This is a genomic window from Marichromatium gracile, from assembly GCF_004343155.1.
Lineage (GTDB): Bacteria > Pseudomonadota > Gammaproteobacteria > Chromatiales > Chromatiaceae > Marichromatium > Marichromatium gracile.
Genome location: NZ_SMDC01000013.1, coordinates 1 through 16962 on the forward strand (window position 1 = coordinate 1; position 16962 = coordinate 16962).

Sequence of the window (16962 nt, forward strand, 5' to 3'; positions counted from 1 at the left end):
GAATCTTTGCGGCAAGGTCCAGGCCTTCAGTCGCAATCGAGCTGCCTCAATCTCGCGCGGTGGGAGCTAACCACCACGGGGTGGCAAGATACAAGACGCGAAGCGCACGAAGGGATGAAAGGCTGCTGGAGGAGAGGCGATCTGGTGATGATCACAACGCTTGAATACAGGCCCCCAGGCCAAACGGTCGCTTTCTTTGCGTCCTTCGCGTCTTTGCGGTTCAACAGCTTGCAACGGTTCTCCGGCAGCACTCAATCGCTCGCGGCCAGGCGCTCGCCCCAGGTGCGGGCGCGGGCGAAGGTGTCGGCGGTGTCGATCAGGGTCGGGGCACCGTCGCGCAGTACCTGGCGGCCGTTGATCCAGACCTGGCGCACCTGATGGCTGCTGGCGGCGTAGACCAGCTGCGAGGTGGGGTGATAGACCGGCTGGGTGTGGGCATCGCCGAGGTCGACGGCGACGATGTCGGCGGCCTTGCCGGTCTCGAGCGAGCCGATCTCGTCATCGAGCCCGAGGGCGCGCGCGCCGTTGATGGTGGCCATGCGCAGCGCGGCGCTCGCCGGGACGGCGGCGGCCGAGCCGGAGACGCCCTTGGCGAGCAGCGCGGCGGTGCGCATCTCGCCGAGCATGCTGAGATCATTGTTGCTGGCCGCGCCGTCGGTGCCGAGGGCGACGTTGACCCCGGCCTCGAGCAGTCTGGCGAGCGGACAGAAGCCGCTGGCGAGCTTGAGGTTGGACTCGGGGCAGTGGACGACATGGGCGCCGGTGGCGGCGAGACGCTCGATCTCGGCGTCCTCGAGCTGGGTCATGTGCACCGCCAGCAGCGCCGGGTCGAGCAGCCCGAGCCCGTCGAGCCGCGCCAGCGGGCGCTGGCCGTGATCGCGCAGCGACTGCGCGACCTCGTCGCGGGTCTCGTGGACATGGATGTGGATCGGGATCTCGAGCTGATCGGCGAGGGTGCGCACTCGGCCCAGCGGCGCGTCGGAGACGGTATAGGGCGAGTGCGGGGCGAAGGCGACCTGGATCAGCGGATGATCGCGATAGCGTTCGTGCAGCGCCAGCCCCTTGGCGATATAGCCGTCGGCGTCGGCGGCATAGCCGGTGGGAAAATCGATCACGATCATGCCGATGACCGCGCGCATCCCGGCCTCGGCGGTGACCTGGGCGCTGACCTCGGGGTGGAAGTACATGTCGTTGTAGCAGGTCACGCCGCCGCGCAGCATCTCGAGCACCGCCAGGCGGGTGCCGTCGCCGACGAAGGCGGGATCGACCCAGCGCTGCTCGGCCGGCCAGATGTGCTCGTGCAGCCAGGTCATCAGCGGCAGGTCGTCGGCGAGCCCGCGCATCAGACTCATCGCCGCGTGGGTGTGAGCGTTGATCAGCCCGGGGATGAGCACGTGCCCTGGGAGCTCGATCTCGCGTTGCGCCTCGATGCTGGCGCGCGCCTCGGTCGAGGGCAGCAGCGCCTGGATACGCCCCTCGGACACCGCGATCGCATGGTCGTCGAGCTGGCTGTCGGCGGCGTCGACCGGGAGAATCCACGGGGCATGAATGAGGAGCTCGGCTTGCATCGATAGGGGTCCTTTGGTGACGGCGGCAAAATCGGGGACAATGCGCGCAAAATGCCACAAGGAGCCTTTGATGGAAACTGCAACCCCGTTCGTCCCCACCCCCGATGACGCCGTGCGCTGGCAGGACGATCGTCTCTATCTGCTCGACCAGCGGGTGCTGCCCGCGCGCATCGAGGTGCTGGCCTACGATGACGCCGCCGCCGTCGCCGAGGCGATCCGCGACATGGTGGTGCGGGGCGCGCCGGCGATCGGTGTGGCCGCGGCCTATGGCGTGGCGCTTGCCGGGCGCACCGCCTTCGCCGCCGCCGGGACGGACTGGAAGCAGGCCATCGAAGGTGATCTGGAGCGGCTCGCCGGGTCGCGTCCGACGGCGGTCAACCTGTTCTGGGCGATTCGGCGGATGCGCGCGCTGATCGCCACCCTGGGTGCCGACGACCCCTTCGCCGCGCTGCTCGCCGAGGCGCGCGCGGTGCACGAGGAGGACCGCGCGGCCAACCGGCGTATCGGTGAGCTGGGCGCGGCGCTGATCACCGCGCCGACCGAGATCATCACCCACTGCAACGCCGGCGCCCTGGCCACCGGCGGTTATGGCACCGCGCTCGGCGTGGTGCGCGCCGCGCACGCCGCGGGCAAGGTCGAGCGGGTCTACGCCGACGAGACCCGGCCGTGGATGCAGGGCGCGCGGCTGACCGCCTGGGAGCTGATGCAGGACGACATCCCGGTCACCCTCCAGGCCGACTGTGCGGCCGCCAGCCTGATGGCGCAGGGGCGGGTCGGCTGGGTGGTGGTCGGCGCCGATCGCATCACCGCCAACGGCGACGTCGCCAACAAGATCGGTACCTATGGTCTGGCGGTGATGGCGCGTCATCACGGCATCCGCTTCATGGTCGCGGCGCCGACCTCGACCATCGACATGGGGCTGGCCACCGGCGCCGAGATCCCGATCGAGGAGCGCGATCCGGCCGAGCTGCTCGGCTGCGGCGGCAACCCGGTGGCGCCGGCGGGCTGCGCGGCGCGCAACCCGGTGTTCGACGTCACCCCGGCGGCGCTGGTCGATGCCATCGTCACCGAGCGCGGGGTGGTGCTCGAGCCGACCCCTGAACGGATGCGCGCGCTGATGGGCTGAGGTGGGCGTCGGGTTGGACCTTGGGCCGCGCGCCTGTTATCCATAGATCAAGGGGTCGGGCCTGTGCGGTCCGGCCCTTGACCCGCGGTCCTCACAGATGGAGATCCTCATGGCCTGTCCGCGTTGTCAGACACTGCCCCTGACGTCCTCGGCGCGGGGCGAGCTGTTGTTGACCTTTGCGGTGCGCGAGCTGCGCGACAAGTGTCTCGGCTATCTCGAGCAGGCGTTGCTGGTCCACCGGGTCGAGGAGATGGTGGTGCGCCTGCCCGACACCTGCCTGCTCGACTTCCTCGAGCGACTGCGGGTCGATCAACCGTTCAACGCCCTCGAGCGCGAGGGCATCCTGGCACTGTTGCTCGCTCCGGGAGAGGGCCTGGATTTTCACGCCTTCACCCGCGCCCATTCGCTGGAGCGTTGGTTCGCCCTGCTGGCGGCGCGCCCGCTGCTCGAGATCCTCGAATACCAGCGCTTCGTCAGTTGGTTCCAGCCGATCGTCTCGATCGCCGATGGTGCGGTGGTCGGGCACGAGGCGCTGCTGCGCGGACGGTTGCCGGAGGGCGGGCTGATGTTCCCGGGCGAGATCTTCTCGCTGGCTGCGGCCAACGACCTGTTGTTCCAGGTCGATCGTCAGGCGCGTGCCGCGGCGCTGCACTGCGCCGCCGCCCAGGGGCTCGACGGGCTGCTGTTCATCAACTTCCTGCCGACGGCGATCTACGATCCGGTGCACTGTCTGCGCAGCACCGTCGGTTGGGCGCGCAAGCTTGGCATCGATCCCGGTCGGATCGTCTTCGAGGTGGTCGAGACCGAGCGCGTCGGTGATATCGAGCACCTCAAACGCATCCTCGACTACTATCGCGACGCCGGCTACCGGGTGGCGCTCGATGACGTCGGCAGCGGTTATGCCTCGCTCAACCTACTCGCCCAGCTGCGCCCCGACATCATCAAGGTCGACATGGAGATCATCCGCGACATCGACCGCGATCCCGCCCGCCAGTCGATCTATCGCGCCCTCGCCGGCATCGCCGCCGAGCTCGACATCGAACTCCTCGCCGAGGGCATCGAGACCGAGGCCGAACTCGACTACGTCCGCCGTCACGGCGCCGATCTGGTCCAGGGCTATCTGTTCGGACGCCCCGGTCCCGGGGTGGCCGGGGGCTGAGCGGAGGGTCGCTGCCAGTCGCCAGCTATCAGCCGCCAGTTATCAGCCGCCAGCTACCAGCTACCAGCCGCCAGCCGCCAGTCGCCAGTCGCCAGTCGCCAATCGCCAGGAGATTGAACCGCAAAGTCGCCAGCTATCAGCCGCCAGTTATCAGCCGCCAGCTACCAGCTACCAGCCGCCAGCCGCCAGTCGCCAGTCGCCAGTCGCCAATCGCCAGGAGATTGAACCGCAAAGCCGCAAAGTGCGCGAAGAAAGCGACCAGTCTTCAGCAAGCAGCCTCCAGTGTCGGTTTGCGGTCAACCGCGACGCGACGAGACAACCCAGCCCCTTCACTGGAAGCTGGCGGCTGGAAGCCTTTCTCCATCTTCGCGCTCTTGGCGGCTTGGCGGTTCGAACCAGCTTCCAGCGATCAGCTTCCAGCCTCCAGTCGGGGAGGCTGGTGTGCATGATCGGCGATTGACGGGCAAGACGGTATCTTGGCGGTTCGATCCTCTCGGCGGTTCGCTCTTCCCTGGTCGCTGCTTCCCCGCCCAGCCGATCGTCTCCAGCGTGCCTTGGCGCGGCGTGGTAGAATCGACAGGTTCAGAACACGCATCAGGGGCCTCGCTCTGAGGTTCCCTCAAGCACGCTTACAGCCGGTTCACCACACCCATGCCAGAATTCGCCAGAGAAGTCCTGCCCATCAATCTCGAGGACGAGATGCGTCAGTCCTATCTTGATTACGCCATGAGCGTGATCGTGGGGCGCGCGCTGCCGGATGTCCGCGACGGTCTCAAGCCCGTGCACCGCCGGGTGCTCTTCTCGATGCACGAGCAGGGCAACGTGTGGAATCGCGCCTATCGCAAGTCGGCGCGCGTCGTCGGTGACGTCATGGGTAAGTACCACCCCCATGGCGACTCGGCCATCTACGACACCATGGTGCGCATGGCCCAGCCGTTCTCGATGCGCAACCTGTTGGTCGACGGTCAGGGCAACTTCGGTTCGGTCGACGGCGATCCGCCGGCGGCGATGCGTTACACCGAGGTGCGGATGACCCGCATCGCCGATGCGCTGCTCGACGACCTCGACAAGGAGACGGTCGACTTCGCGCCCAACTACGACAACACCGAGCAGGAACCGACGGTGTTGCCGGCGCGCTTCCCGAACCTGCTGGTCAACGGCTCCTCGGGCATCGCCGTGGGCATGGCGACCAACATCCCGCCGCACAACCTCAACGAGGTGATCGACGCCTGTCTGGCGATCATCGACGACCCCCTGGTCGATCTCGAGCAGCTGATCGAGCTGGTGCCCGGCCCGGACTTCCCCACCGGTGCCCTGATCAACGGGGTACGTGGCATCCGCGAGGCCTATCGCACCGGCCGGGGCCGGGTGGTGATGCGCGCGCGCGCCGACTTCGAGGAGCAGAGTCGCAGCGGTCGCGAGGCGATCGTGGTCACCGAGCTGCCCTATCAGGTCAACAAGGCGCGGCTGCTCGAGCGCATCGCCGAGCTGGTCAAGGAGAAGAAGATCGAGGGCATCGCCCAGGACGGGCTGCGCGACGAGTCCGACAAGGACGGCATGCGCATCGTCATCGAGCTCAAGCGCGACACCCATCCCGAGGTGCTGCTCAACAACCTCTACCAGCACACCCAGATGCAGCAGGTGTTCGGCATCAACATGGTGGCCCTGGTCGACGGTCAGCCGCGCACCCTCAATCTCAAGCAGATCCTCGAATACTTCCTGCGTCACCGGCGCGACGTGGTCACCCGCCGCACCCTCTACGAGCTGCGCAAGGCGCGCGATCGCGCCCACGTGCTCGAGGGCTACGCCATCGCCCTGGCCAACATCGACGAGGTGATCGCCACCATCAAGGCCTCGCCGAGCCCGGCCGAGGCCCGCGAGCGACTGATGACGCGGGCCTGGGCGCCGGGCGCGGTCAGCGACATGCTGTCGCGCACCGGGGCCGAGCAGACCCGTCCGGAGACGCTCGATCCCGGCTTCGGCATGACCGATGAAGGCTACCGCCTGAGCGAGCGCCAGGCCAAGGCGATCCTCGAGCTGCAGCTGCACCGACTCACCGGGCTCGAGCAGGAGAAGATCCTCAAGGAGTTCGAGGAGATCCTCGCCCGCATCGGCGAGCTGCTGTCGATCCTCGGCGATCCCGAGCGGCTGATGGCGGTGATCCGCGAGGAGCTGGAGGCGATCCGCGAGCAGTTCGGCAGCGCGCGTCGCACCGAGATCCAGATCGACCACACCGACCTCACCCTCGAGGACCTGATCGCCCCCGAGGACCTGGTGGTGACGCTCTCCCACCAGGGCTACGTCAAGGCCCAGCCGCTCAGCGACTACCAGGCCCAGCACCGCGGCGGGCGCGGCAAGAGCGCGACCTCCTTCCGCGAGGAGGACTTCATCGATCGGCTGTTCGTGGCCAACACCCACGACACCGTGCTCTGCTTCTCCAGCCGTGGTCGGGTCTACTGGATCAAGGTCTACGAGCTGCCCCAGGGCGGACGCAGCGCGCGCGGTCGACCGATGGTCAACCTGCTGCCGCTCGAGCAGGGCGAGCGCATCACCGCGATGCTGCCGGTGCGCGAGTACGAGGACGGTTACTTCGTGTTCATGGCCACCAGCGCCGGCACGGTCAAGAAGACGCCGCTCCAGGACTTCTCGCGTCCGCTCTCGCGCGGCATCATCGCCATCGATCTGCACGAGGACGAGTATCTCGTCGGGGTGGCGATCACCGACGGCAACCAGGACCTGATGCTGTTTACCTCCGCCGGCAAGGCGGTACGCTTCTCCGAGGACCAGGTGCGGGCGATGGGGCGGACCGCGCACGGCGTGCGCGGGGTCAAGCTGCAGCCCGATCAGCGCGTCATCTCGCTGGTGGTGCCCGAGCCCGGCACCGTGCTCAGCGTCACCGAAAACGGGTATGGTAAGCGCACCACGGTCGACCAGTTCCCGACCAAGGGGCGCGGGACCCAGGGCGTGATCGCCATCCGCACCTCGGAGCGCAACGGCGAGCAGGTCGGCGCGGTGCTGGTGCTGCCGGGCGACGAGATCATGCTGATCACCGAGCACGGCACCCTGATCCGGACCTCGGTCGACGAGATCCCGGTGGTCGGGCGCGATGCCCAGGGCGTCAAGCTGATCAACCTCGGCGCCGGCGAGCGGCTGGCCTATGTCGAGCGCGTGGTCGCGCTCGATGAGGAGGAGGCGGCGGAGGCCGAGGCCGATGCCTCGGATGTTGCCGACGAGGCGGGCGCGGATGCCGAGCCGCGCGATTGACAATCCTGATTCTGTGCTAGGGGAAGAGTGAGAATGGCTCGAGTGTACAATTTCAGCGCCGGGCCAGCGATGCTGCCCGAGGCGGTGCTGCAGCAGGCCCGCGAGGAGATGCTCGACTGGCATGGTACGGGGACCTGCGTGGCCGAGATGAGCCACCGCGGCAAGGCCTTCGTCTCCATCGCCGAGCGCGCCGAGGCCGACCTGCGCGCGTTGCTGGGCATCCCGGACAACTACCGGGTGCTGTTCCTCCAGGGCGGTGCCTCGAGCCAGTTCGCGATGGTGCCGATGAACCTGCTGCGCGGCAAGGGCGAGGCCGACTACGTCAATACCGGCACCTGGTCGAAGAAGGCGATCGCCGAGGCGCGGCGTTACTGCGCGGTCAATGTCGCCGCCAGCACCGTCGAGGAGTCGCTCGGCCGCGCCCCGGCGCAGCACGAGCTGGCGCTCAGCGGCGAGCGCGCGGCCTATGTCCACTACACCCCCAACGAGACCATCGCCGGGGTCGAGTTCTCCTACGTCCCCGAGACCGGCGTGGTGCCGCTGGTCGCCGACATGTCCTCGACCCTGCTGTCGCGCCCGATCGACGTCTCGCGCTTCGGGCTGATCTATGCCGGGGCGCAGAAGAACATCGGTCCGGCCGGACTGACCATCGTCATCGTCCGCGACGACCTGCTCGGCCAGCCGCAGGCGGCGACCCCGACCATGTTCGACTACAAGGTCCACGCCGACGCCGATTCCATGTACAACACCCCGCCGACCTATGCCTGGTACCTCGCCGGGCTGGTGTTCCAGTGGCTTCGGGAGAACGGTGGGCTGGGCGCGATGGCCGAGATCAACGCCCGCAAGGCGGCGCTGCTCTATGGCACCATCGACGCATCCGACTTCTACCATAATCCGGTGGACCCGGGGTCGCGTTCGTGGATGAACGTCCCCTTCACCCTGGCCGATCCGGCGCTCGACGGGCGCTTCCTCGAAGAGGCCGCGGCCGCGGGGCTGACCGCGCTCAAGGGCCATCGCTCGGCTGGCGGGATGCGCGCGAGCATCTATAACGCCATGCCCGAGTCCGGGGTCGAGGCGCTGGTCGCGTTTATGCGCGAGTTCGAGCGTCGTCACGGCTGAGGCGCGTCCGGGCGTCGGCGCGCGTCCGTCATCATGCAGGAGGCCGAGCGGGCATGTTCAGGATCCAGACCTTGAATCAGATCGCGGTGGCCGGGCTCGAGCGGCTGCCGCGCGAGCACTACGAGGTGGCCTCGGAGATCGTCCACCCGGACGCCATCCTGCTGCGCTCGGCGCCGTTGCAGGCCGCGGCGGTGCCGTCCTCGGTACGCGCCGTCGGGCGCGCCGGCGCGGGCACCAACAACATCCCGGTGGCGGCGCTGACCGCGCGCGGGGTGGCGGTGTTCAACACCCCGGGAGCCAACGCCAACGCGGTCAAGGAGCTGGTGCTCGCGGCGCTGCTGATCGGCTCGCGCAACATCGCCCAGGCGCTGCGCTTCGTCGAGGGGCTGGATGGCGACGATGCCGCCATCCAGCAGGCGGTGGAGCAGGGCAAGCGCGCCTTCGTCGGCTTCGAGCTGCCGGGGCGTACCCTCGGGGTGATCGGGCTCGGCGCGATCGGGGTCAAGGTGGCCAATGCGGCGCGGGCGCTGGGGATGCGGGTGATCGGCTATGACCCCACCATCACCGTGGCCCGCGCCTGGCAGCTCGAACACGACGTCGAGGCCGCGCACAGCGTCGACGAGGTGCTCGCGCGTGCCGATTGCGTCACCCTCCACGTGCCGCTGACCGAGGACACCCGTCATCTGATCGATGCCACGCGTATCCGCGGCATGCGTCACGGGGCGCTGTTGCTGAACTTCTCGCGGCGCGGCATCGTCGACGACGCGGCGGTGCTCGCGGCGCTCGACGAGGGGCGGCTCCACGGCTACTGCTGCGATTTCCCCAACAACCAGCTCAAGGCCCACCCGCAGGTGGTGGTGCTGCCGCACCTGGGTGCCTCGACCCGGGAGGCGGAGGACAACTGTGCAGTGATGGTCGCCGAGCAGCTGCGCGACTATCTGGAGAACGGCAACGTGACCCATTCGGTCAACTTCCCCGAGATCGTGCTGCCGCGCAACGGCGGTGCACGGATCTCCATCGTCAACAACAATGTCCCCAACATGGTCGGTCAGATCTCGACCCATCTCGGCACCGCCGGGCTCAATATCCTCGATATGCTCAACCGCTCGCGCGAGACCATCGCGGTGACCCTGATCGACGTCGACCGGCGTTGTCCGCCGGAGACGCTCGCCGCCCTGGCGGCGATCGATGGGGTGTGCTCGGCGCGTGCGCTCGACCCGCTGCCGGAGGCGTGCTGACCATGGCCGACAACACACACGACCAGGACGGGCTCGATCAGGTCCGTGGACGGATCGATGCCATCGACCAGGAACTGCTCGATCTGATCAGCGAGCGGGCGCGCTGTGCCCAGCGTGTTGCCCACATCAAGACCGAGACCGATGGCCGCGCGGTACAGTTCTATCGTCCCGAGCGCGAGGTCTCGATCCTGCGCCGGGTCAAGGACGCCAACCCGGGGCCCCTCGACGGCGAGGAGGTGGCACGGCTGTTTCGCGAGATCATGTCCGCCTGTCTGGCGCTCGAGCGTCCGTTGCAGGCCGCCTTTCTCGGGCCCGAGGGTACCTTCACCCAGGCCGCGGCGATCAAGCACTTCGGTCACTCGGTGGTGACCCGGGCGATGGCCACCATCGACGAGATCTTCCGCGAGGTCGAGGCCGGCTCCTGCGACTTCGGCGTGGTGCCGGTGGAGAACTCCACCGAGGGTGTGGTCAGCCACACCCTCGACCTGTTCATGACCTCGCCGCTGGCGATCACCGGCGAGGTCACGCTGCGCATCCATCATCATCTGATGAGCGCCGAGACCGAGCTCGGCGCGATCCGCACCGTCTATTCGCACCAGCAGTCGCTCGCCCAGTGTCGCGAGTGGCTCGATCGCTATCTGCCGCACGCCGAGCGGGTGGCCGTCGGCAGCAACGCCGACGCCGCGCGCACCGCCGCCAAGGAGTCGGGCGCGGCGGCGGTGGCCGGCCATCAGGCCGCCGAGATCTACGGCCTGGCGGTGCTCGCCGAGCGCATCGAGGACGAGCCGGGCAACACCACCCGTTTTCTCGTCATCGGCAAGCAGGACGCACCGCCGAGCGGCGAGGACAAGACCAGCCTGCTGCTCTCGTGTCGCAACAAGGCCGGCGGGCTGCATGCGCTGCTGATGCCCTTGGCCGCCCACGGCATCAGCATGACCCGGATCGAGTCGCGGCCCTCGCGACGCGGTATCTGGGACTATGTCTTTTTCGTCGACATCATCGGTCACCGCGAGGACCTGCCGGTCGCCGCGGCGCTCGAACACCTGGAGCGCGAGGCGCAGCTGTTCAAGGTGCTCGGCTCCTATCCGGTGGCGGTACTCTAGCCGCGACCGACCCCGGCGCAGCCCCTGCGCCGGTCGAGACTGCTACCGGGCGATCGCGCGTCGCCCGGCCTCCGATCATCAATCACGGATCTCGTCCCATCCCCCGGGACGATCAGGACGAGAACATCGCGAGTCTGCATCATGCCCAATCAAGACAACCCCTTCCTCGAGATCGCCGCACCCTGGGTCGCCGGTCTCTCGCCCTATGTCCCCGGCAAGCCGATGGCCGAGCTCGAACGTGAGCTCGGCATCACCGACGCGGTCAAGCTCGCCTCCAACGAGAATCCGCTCGGCCCCGGCCCCAAGGCGCGCGCGGCGATCGCCGAGGCCTGCGGCGACCTCGGTCGCTACCCCGACGGCGGTGGCTTCGAGTTGCGCATGGCGATCGCCGCCCACCACGACGTCTCGCCGAGTGCGGTGACCCTCGGCAACGGCTCCAACGATGTGCTCGACCTGATCGCGCGCGCCTTCCTCCAGCCCGGCACCGAGTCGGTGTTCTCCGAACACGCCTTCGCCGTCTATGCCATCTCCACCCAGGCGGTGGGGGCGAGCGCGCGCATCGCCCCGGCGCGCGACTACGGCCACGATCTCGAAGCGATGGCCGCGCTGGTCAACGAGCGCACCCGGGTGGTGTGGATCGCCAACCCCAACAACCCCAGCGGTACCTGGCTCGACGCCGCCGTGCTCAAGAGCTTCATCGAGGCGCTGCCGCGCACCTGTCTGGTGGTGATCGACGAGGCCTATACCGACTATGTCAGCGAGCCCGACTTCCCCGACGCCACCCTGTGGCTGGAGAAGCACCCCAACCTGATCGTTACCCGCACCTTCGCCAAGGTCCACGGGCTGGCGGCGCTGCGCGTCGGCTACGGGCTGAGCCACCCCAAGGTCGCCGACCTGCTCAACCGGGTGCGCCAGCCGTTCAATGTCAACGCCCTGGCCCAGGCCGCGGCGGTCGCCGCCCTCGACGATCGCGAGCACGTGCGCGCCTCGGTCGAGCTCAACCGTGCCGGGATGCGCCAGTACACCGAGGCCTTCGCGCGTCTGGGGCTCGATTTCATCCCATCGGTGGGCAACTTCATCACCGTCGACGTCGGTCGGCCGGCCGGGCCGGTCAACGACGCCCTGCTGCGCCTGGGGGTGATCGTGCGTCCGGTGGCCAACTACGGGCTGCCCAATCACCTGCGCATCAGCATCGGGCTGGAGGCGGAGAACGCCCGCTGCATCGCCGCACTCGAGCAGGTGCTGGGCCGATGATCGCGCGGCTCGCGGTCATCGGCGTCGGGCTGATCGGCGGCTCGCTGGCGCGCGCGCTGCGCGAGGCCGGGGCGGTCGGCGAGGTGGTCGGCTGCGGCCGCTCGCTGCCCAACCTCGAGCGCGCCCGCGAGCTGGGGGTGATCGATCGCTTCAGCCAGGACCCGGCCGAGGCCGTCGCCGGCGCCGACATGGTCTTCCTCGCCGTGCCCATGCGGGCGATGCGGGGGGTGCTCGAGACCATCGCCCCGGCGCTCGCGCCGGGTGCGGTGGTCACCGACGGCGGCAGCGTCAAGGGCAGCGTGGTGGCCGATGCCGGCGCGGTGTTCGGCGCGCCGCCGCCGTTCCTGGTGCCGGGACACCCGATCGCCGGCACCGAGCGCAGCGGGGTCGAGGCCGCCTTCGCCGAGCTCTATCGCGATCGTCGGGTGATCCTCACCCCGGTGGAGCAGACCGCGCCGGAGGCGGTCGATCGGGTCGAGGCGATGTGGCGGGCCTGCGGGGCCGAGGTGACGCGGATGGACGTCTCCCACCACGACGAGGTGCTGGCCGCGACCAGCCACCTGCCGCACATGCTCGCCTTCGGTCTGGTCGACACCCTGGCGCGGATGCGCGAGAACGACGAGATCTTCCGCTACGCCGCCGGCGGCTTTCGCGACTTCACCCGTATCGCCTCGAGCAGTCCGGAGATGTGGCGCGACATCTGTCTGGCTAACCGCGAGGCGTTGAGCGCGATGCTCGGACGCTTCAGCGTCGAGCTGGCCGATCTCGCGCGGTTGATCCGCGAGGAGGACGGCGACGAGCTGCTGGCGTTGTTCGCGCGCGCGCGTGAGGCGCGCGACCGCTACATCGACGGCGTGCGCTGATCGAGCGCGCGCGCCTCGAGCGGCGCGAGCAGGGTGTCGAAGGCCGCCGGGGCGACGTACTGGATGACGGTCTCGCCGTCGGCGGCGAGGGCGATGTCGATGCCGCGGTCGGGATAAAGGTAGTGGACGATGCCGCCCTCGGACTCGACGAGGCGCTGTGCCGGCTGGCCGAAGCGGCGCTCGATCAGCGCCGGATCGAGCCGCGCCTGGGGCAGGTAGGTGATGGCGCGGATCGGCGCGGCGGCGAACGCGGTCTCGTCCTCGGGGGCGAGACGGACCTTCTTGTCGCCGCTCGGCAGCTGGCTGATGCGCAGCCCGCGGGCATAGGCCGCGGTCAGCCGCTCGGGCGGGATCGCCAGACTGAGGATGAAGTCGGCGCGCAGCCGGTGCAGGTGCAGGCGCGCGAAATAGGCCTCGACGCTCAGGCGCGGCGCCTGCTCGGTGCCTGCGCGAAACAGGTTCAGCTCGCCCGACTCGCCGAACAGCGTGCGGGCGTCGGCCAGGGTGCTGGTGCCGAGGGTCAGACCGAAGACCTCGGTGGCGCCGTCGGCGCTGAGGCTCACCTGCCAGGGCAGACGCGCACCGGCGGGCGCCGGCGGATCGGGCATCAGCAGCGCCAGTCCGAGGATGGCGAGCAGGGCGGCGATGAGGAGACCGGGGACCAGGGCGCGATCCATGGCGTGTGCTCCGGTGCGGGTCAGTAGGGCAGCAGCCCGGCCACCACTCGCCGGTCCTCGGCGAGGAGGATGTTGAAGGTGCGGCAGGCCGCGCCGGTGTCCATGAACTCGACGCCGACCCCGCGCGCGATCGCCTCGCGATAGACCGCGGGGTCGGGGAAGACCTGACGCGCCCCGGTGCCGATGACGATGACCTGGGGATCGCCCTCGAGCAGCGCGGCGATGTGCTCGGGGGTGAGCGCCTCGGCGCGCGCCGGTCCCCAGTCGGGGTCGAGCCGTTCGGCCGAGACCAGCAGGGCATGGGTGTAGCGCCGGTCGCGGATCTGGGTCCCCTCGGGGCCGTAACCCTGTACCCGGTTGCTGTCGGCGTCTTCTGTCTGGGCGAATTTCATGTCTCGGACCATACCCCAGGGCTCGGGGAGGGGACAAGCCGCCAGCCTTCAGCCTTCAGCCTTCAGCCTTCAGCCGCCAGCCTTCAGCCGCCAGCCGCCAGCCGCCAGCCGCCAGCCTTCAGCCGCCAGCCGCCAGCCGCCAGCCGCCAGCCGCCAGCCGCCAGCCGCCAGCCGCCAGCCGCCAGCCGCAGCGCGCTCGGCGTGACGCTGGCGGCTGGCGGTCGGTCGTATCATTTGCGCTTCGCTCGTCTCGATTTTCCGCCGACCGCGCCACCCGGGTTCGCGGCGGTCGGCTCTGCTAGAATCTGCGCTCACTCCCATCACAACCGATCCGGAATCCCATGACCGTTCGTACCCGATTCGCACCGTCTCCAACCGGCTATCTGCACGTCGGCGGCGCTCGTACCGCGCTGTTCAGCTATCTCTTCGCCCGCAGGCACGGTGGGCAGTTCGTGCTGCGGATCGAGGACACCGATCTCGAACGCTCGACCGAGGAGTCGGTCAACGCGATCCTCGAGGGCATGACCTGGCTCGGGCTCGAGTACGACGAGGGGCCCTTCTACCAGACGCAGCGCTTCGACCGTTACAACCAGGTCATCGACGAGCTGCTCGACAAGGGTCTGGCCTATCGCTGCGACTGTCCCAAGGAGCGGCTCGAGAAGCTGCGCGAGGACCAGATGGCGCGCAAGGTCAAGCCGCGCTATGACGGCTGCTGCCGCACCCGTCAGGTCGACCCCGACAAGCCGCACGTGATCCGTTTCAAGAACCCCGCCGACGGCGTGGTGGTGGTCGACGACATGATCCGCGGACGGATGCCGTTCAACAACGCCGAGCTCGACGACCTGATCATCCGTCGCAGCGACGGCTCGCCGACCTACAACCTCACCGTGGTGGTGGACGACGCCGACATGGGCATCACCCATGTCATCCGTGGCGACGACCACATCAACAACACCCCGCGCCAGATCAACATCCTGCGCGCGCTCGGTCGCGACGTGCCGCAGTACGCCCACGTGCCGATGATCCTCGGCGACGACGGCGCGCGGCTGTCCAAGCGTCACGGTGCGGTGGGGGTGATGTCCTATCGCGATCAGGGCTATCTGCCCGAGGCGCTGCTCAACTATCTGGTGCGTCTGGGCTGGTCGCACGGCGATCAGGAGATCTTCTCGCTCGAGGAGATGGTCGAGCTGTTCGACATCGGCGCGGTCAACAAGGCCGCCTCGGCCTTCAACACCGACAAGCTCGACTGGCTCAACCAGCACTATCTGCACCATGCCGAGCCTTCCCGCATCGCCCGTCTGCTCAGCCCGCACATGGGCCGGCTGGGGATCGACCCCAGCACCGGCCCGGAGCTGGCCGAGGTGGTCAAGGCCCAGGCCGCGCGCGCCAAGACCCTCGCCGAGCTGGCCGAGATCAGCGCCTTCTGCTACCAGGACTTCGAGGCGTTCGACGAGACCTCGGCGAAGAAGCACCTGCGTCCGGTCGCGCGCGAGGCGCTCGAGCGGTTGCGCGCCGCCTTCGAGATGATGGCCTACGAGGACTGGAACCCGGACGATCTCAAGCGCGTGGTCGAGCGCGTCTCCGAGGAGCTGGAGGTGAAGATGGGCAAGGTCGCCCAGCCGCTGCGCGTGGCCATCGTCGGTCGCGCCGCCTCCCCGGGGATCGAGGAGACGCTGATGCTGGTCGGCAAGGAGGCGACGCTGCGTCGTATCGACAAGGCGCTCGCCTATATCGCCGAGCGCGAGAGCGCCGCCTGATCGGTCCGTCGTCGGCTTGAACGACCCGCGCGCCGGGGTCCTCGCGGGCCCCGGCGCGCTTGCGTTCGGGCTCAGCGCGTGCGGCGACTCAGCCCCAGCCCGAGGACGCCCGCGAGCAGCAGGGCGAGGCTCGTCGGCGTCGGAATGCTAGCGCCGCTATCGTCCGCGGCGAGCGCGGTGAACTGCAGCCCGGAGTAGATCGCGTTGCGCTGCGAGTAGTTGTAGAAACCGATCCCGCCGTCGGCGAAGTTGCCCGCCAGATCGAGTTCCTTGATGCCGTCGATGAACAGTTCGACCCCGGTGGCGGTGAAGTGCAGGTCGAAGTCGTAGCTGGTGTAGGGGTCCCAGCCGGTATCGCCGAGGGTGAGCCCGCGCGCCAGCTCCTCGACGCCCTGAGCCGGGTCGTGCCACCAGGCGCCGCTGTTCTCGTCGAGCCGATCGGTGACGCGCGAGATGGCCAGACCGCCCTCGGCGCGCCCGCCGTAGCGGCTCTGGTCCGAGCGGCGCCAGTCGATCAGCAGATAGTCGACGTCGCTGGCGCCGAGATCGCCGGCTCGATAGCCGAGGACGAAGCCGATGACATCGTTGTCCTTGGCATAGTCGACCTGGAGCTGTCCGGAGAGGCTCAAGCCCTGGGCCGGGTCGCTGCTGAAGAAAACGGTGGGGGCCTCGTTGCGGGTCTGGGTGACGCTGCCCGGGTCGCCGAGTTGCCACTTGCCGGGTCCCTCGGCCTGCCAGCCGGAGAGGTCGATCGGTGTGGCCAGCGCCGACAGGCTGGTGAGCCCGAGGGTGAGGCCGAGAAGTCGTCTGCTGTGCGTGCGCATGTGCTTATCGTTGTCGTGATCGCCGCCGACCGGTCCCGGCGGTGGGGACCGGGCGCCTTCGCGCCCGTGCCTGGAATCCCTCCAGAACGGATCAGATTACCACTCCGGGCGTGCCGCCTTGAGTGCGCCAGTGCCCGTTCAGTGGTCCCACATCACATTGGCCTCGGCGGCCGCGGCCGCCTCCAGGAGCTCGATGAGCGGCAGGGCGCGATGGGCGAGGCTGACATGGCGGCGCTCGCCGTCGTCCTCATCGCGCCGCGGATCGAGATAAAGCCCGGGGTGATCCGCGACCCCGTCGCGCAGTCGCTCCAGCGCCCGGGGGACATCGGCGGCGAGCAGCGCGCCGGGCACGCTGCCGCTGTGCCCCATCAGCTTGATCAGGGGCACGGCGACCTCGCCGAACATGGTGATGGTGGCATAAGCACTGGTCTGGAAATGAACGAGCATGATCGGCTCCGATGATGGGCGGGTGAAGGGCTAGGCTAGCAGTCGCCAGTCGCCAGTCGCCAGTCGCCAGTCGCCAGTCGCCAGGGGATTGAACCGCAAAGACGCAAAGGAGACGAAGCAAGGGGAAGAGTCTCCAGCCCCCAGCCTCCAGCCTCCAGCCTCCAGCCTCCA

Annotated in this window: 15 protein-coding genes; 9 read left to right on the top strand and 6 right to left on the bottom strand. The window is 68.8% G+C overall.

The window, feature by feature from the left end; translation table 11 throughout:
• Window positions 1–251: 251 nt before the first annotated feature.
• A complete protein-coding gene (locus EDC29_RS14770) occupies window positions 252–1568 on the bottom strand; it encodes a TRZ/ATZ family hydrolase (protein WP_123139794.1) in 1317 nt (438 codons plus the stop codon).
• A 70-nt stretch (window positions 1569–1638) separates the two neighbouring features.
• On the opposite strand from EDC29_RS14770, the gene mtnA reads away from it, so the two are divergent.
• The 8 genes from mtnA to EDC29_RS14815 all read left to right on the top strand — a co-directional run bounded on the left by mtnA (window position 1639) and on the right by EDC29_RS14815 (window position 12694).
• Window positions 1639–2694, top strand: a complete 1056-nt coding sequence (mtnA, locus tag EDC29_RS14775; protein ID WP_132230513.1) for an S-methyl-5-thioribose-1-phosphate isomerase — start codon at window positions 1639–1641, stop codon at window positions 2692–2694.
• A gap of 109 nt (window positions 2695–2803) precedes the next feature.
• Window positions 2804–3853: an EAL domain-containing protein gene (locus tag EDC29_RS14780; RefSeq protein WP_123139792.1), complete on the top strand. Its 1050-nt coding sequence runs from the start codon at window positions 2804–2806 to the stop codon at window positions 3851–3853.
• Between the two features lie 651 nt (window positions 3854–4504).
• Window positions 4505–7117, top strand: coding sequence for a DNA gyrase subunit A (gene gyrA, locus EDC29_RS14790; RefSeq protein ID WP_123142545.1), 2613 nt, complete (start codon window positions 4505–4507; stop codon window positions 7115–7117).
• A gap of 33 nt (window positions 7118–7150) precedes the next feature.
• Complete coding sequence (gene serC / locus EDC29_RS14795; RefSeq protein WP_123142546.1) at window positions 7151–8236, top strand: 3-phosphoserine/phosphohydroxythreonine transaminase; 1086 nt, start codon at window positions 7151–7153, stop codon at window positions 8234–8236.
• Between the two features lie 53 nt (window positions 8237–8289).
• Window positions 8290–9474: a 3-phosphoglycerate dehydrogenase family protein gene (locus EDC29_RS14800; RefSeq protein ID WP_123139789.1), complete on the top strand. Its 1185-nt coding sequence runs from the start codon at window positions 8290–8292 to the stop codon at window positions 9472–9474.
• Between the two features lie 2 nt (window positions 9475–9476).
• Entirely contained in the window at window positions 9477–10577 is a 1101-nt protein-coding gene (gene pheA / locus EDC29_RS14805) for a prephenate dehydratase (protein ID WP_123139788.1), read from the top strand.
• Between the two features lie 141 nt (window positions 10578–10718).
• Window positions 10719–11831 (top strand): histidinol-phosphate transaminase, encoded by a 1113-nt coding sequence (gene hisC / locus EDC29_RS14810; RefSeq protein ID WP_132230515.1) that lies wholly within the window; start codon window positions 10719–10721, stop codon window positions 11829–11831.
• On the top strand, window positions 11828–12694 hold the full coding sequence (locus EDC29_RS14815) for a prephenate dehydrogenase (protein WP_132230517.1): 867 nt from the start codon (window positions 11828–11830) through the stop codon (window positions 12692–12694). The genes hisC and EDC29_RS14815 overlap by 4 nt, the downstream gene beginning before the upstream one ends.
• Here EDC29_RS14815 and EDC29_RS14820 read toward each other — a convergent pair.
• The 3 genes from EDC29_RS14820 to EDC29_RS17325 all read right to left on the bottom strand — a co-directional run bounded on the left by EDC29_RS14820 (window position 12673) and on the right by EDC29_RS17325 (window position 13997).
• The gene (locus tag EDC29_RS14820; protein ID WP_123139785.1) at window positions 12673–13371 is read right to left on the bottom strand and encodes a hypothetical protein; all 699 of its coding nucleotides are present in this window, start codon (window positions 13369–13371) and stop codon (window positions 12673–12675) included. The two genes, EDC29_RS14815 and EDC29_RS14820, sit on opposite strands and share 22 nt — an antisense overlap.
• Before the next feature lie 20 nt (window positions 13372–13391).
• Window positions 13392–13763 carry an Mth938-like domain-containing protein gene (locus EDC29_RS14825; RefSeq protein ID WP_223806088.1) on the bottom strand — a complete coding sequence of 124 codons (372 nt, stop codon included), beginning with the start codon at window positions 13761–13763 and terminating at the stop codon, window positions 13392–13394.
• A 69-nt stretch (window positions 13764–13832) separates the two neighbouring features.
• Window positions 13833–13997 (bottom strand): phosphotransferase, encoded by a 165-nt coding sequence (locus EDC29_RS17325; protein WP_165913548.1) that lies wholly within the window; start codon window positions 13995–13997, stop codon window positions 13833–13835.
• Between the two features lie 107 nt (window positions 13998–14104).
• On the opposite strand from EDC29_RS17325, the gene gltX reads away from it, so the two are divergent.
• A complete protein-coding gene (gltX, locus tag EDC29_RS14830) occupies window positions 14105–15520 on the top strand; it encodes a glutamate--tRNA ligase (RefSeq protein WP_132230519.1) in 1416 nt (471 codons plus the stop codon).
• A gap of 71 nt (window positions 15521–15591) precedes the next feature.
• Here the strand turns inward: gltX and EDC29_RS14835 are convergent, their stop codons facing one another.
• Together EDC29_RS14835 and EDC29_RS14840 are read right to left on the bottom strand one after the other, a co-directional pair.
• Window positions 15592–16344, bottom strand: coding sequence for a PEP-CTERM sorting domain-containing protein (locus EDC29_RS14835; protein ID WP_132230521.1), 753 nt, complete (start codon window positions 16342–16344; stop codon window positions 15592–15594).
• 138 nt (window positions 16345–16482) lie between these two features.
• Window positions 16483–16791, bottom strand: coding sequence for a DUF1840 domain-containing protein (locus EDC29_RS14840; RefSeq protein ID WP_123139782.1), 309 nt, complete (start codon window positions 16789–16791; stop codon window positions 16483–16485).
• Between the last annotated feature and the right edge of the window lie 171 nt (window positions 16792–16962).

Bases quoted from the DNA above. Each gene is read 5' to 3' on its own strand.
- EDC29_RS14770 (WP_123139794.1), bottom strand. From the start codon at position 1,568: ATGCAAGCCGAGCTCCTCATTCATGCCCCGTGGATTCTCCCGGTCGAC.
- mtnA (WP_132230513.1), top strand. From the start codon at position 1,639: ATGGAAACTGCAACCCCGTTCGTCCCCACCCCCGATGACGCCGTGCGC.
- EDC29_RS14780 (WP_123139792.1), top strand. From the start codon at position 2,804: ATGGCCTGTCCGCGTTGTCAGACACTGCCCCTGACGTCCTCGGCGCGG.
- gyrA (WP_123142545.1), top strand. From the start codon at position 4,505: ATGCCAGAATTCGCCAGAGAAGTCCTGCCCATCAATCTCGAGGACGAG.
- serC (WP_123142546.1), top strand. From the start codon at position 7,151: ATGGCTCGAGTGTACAATTTCAGCGCCGGGCCAGCGATGCTGCCCGAG.
- EDC29_RS14800 (WP_123139789.1), top strand. From the start codon at position 8,290: ATGTTCAGGATCCAGACCTTGAATCAGATCGCGGTGGCCGGGCTCGAG.
- pheA (WP_123139788.1), top strand. From the start codon at position 9,477: ATGGCCGACAACACACACGACCAGGACGGGCTCGATCAGGTCCGTGGA.
- hisC (WP_132230515.1), top strand. From the start codon at position 10,719: ATGCCCAATCAAGACAACCCCTTCCTCGAGATCGCCGCACCCTGGGTC.
- EDC29_RS14815 (WP_132230517.1), top strand. From the start codon at position 11,828: ATGATCGCGCGGCTCGCGGTCATCGGCGTCGGGCTGATCGGCGGCTCG.
- EDC29_RS14820 (WP_123139785.1), bottom strand. From the start codon at position 13,371: ATGGATCGCGCCCTGGTCCCCGGTCTCCTCATCGCCGCCCTGCTCGCC.
- EDC29_RS14825 (WP_223806088.1), bottom strand. From the start codon at position 13,763: ATGAAATTCGCCCAGACAGAAGACGCCGACAGCAACCGGGTACAGGGT.
- EDC29_RS17325 (WP_165913548.1), bottom strand. From the start codon at position 13,997: ATGATACGACCGACCGCCAGCCGCCAGCGTCACGCCGAGCGCGCTGCG.
- gltX (WP_132230519.1), top strand. From the start codon at position 14,105: ATGACCGTTCGTACCCGATTCGCACCGTCTCCAACCGGCTATCTGCAC.
- EDC29_RS14835 (WP_132230521.1), bottom strand. From the start codon at position 16,344: ATGCGCACGCACAGCAGACGACTTCTCGGCCTCACCCTCGGGCTCACC.
- EDC29_RS14840 (WP_123139782.1), bottom strand. From the start codon at position 16,791: ATGCTCGTTCATTTCCAGACCAGTGCTTATGCCACCATCACCATGTTC.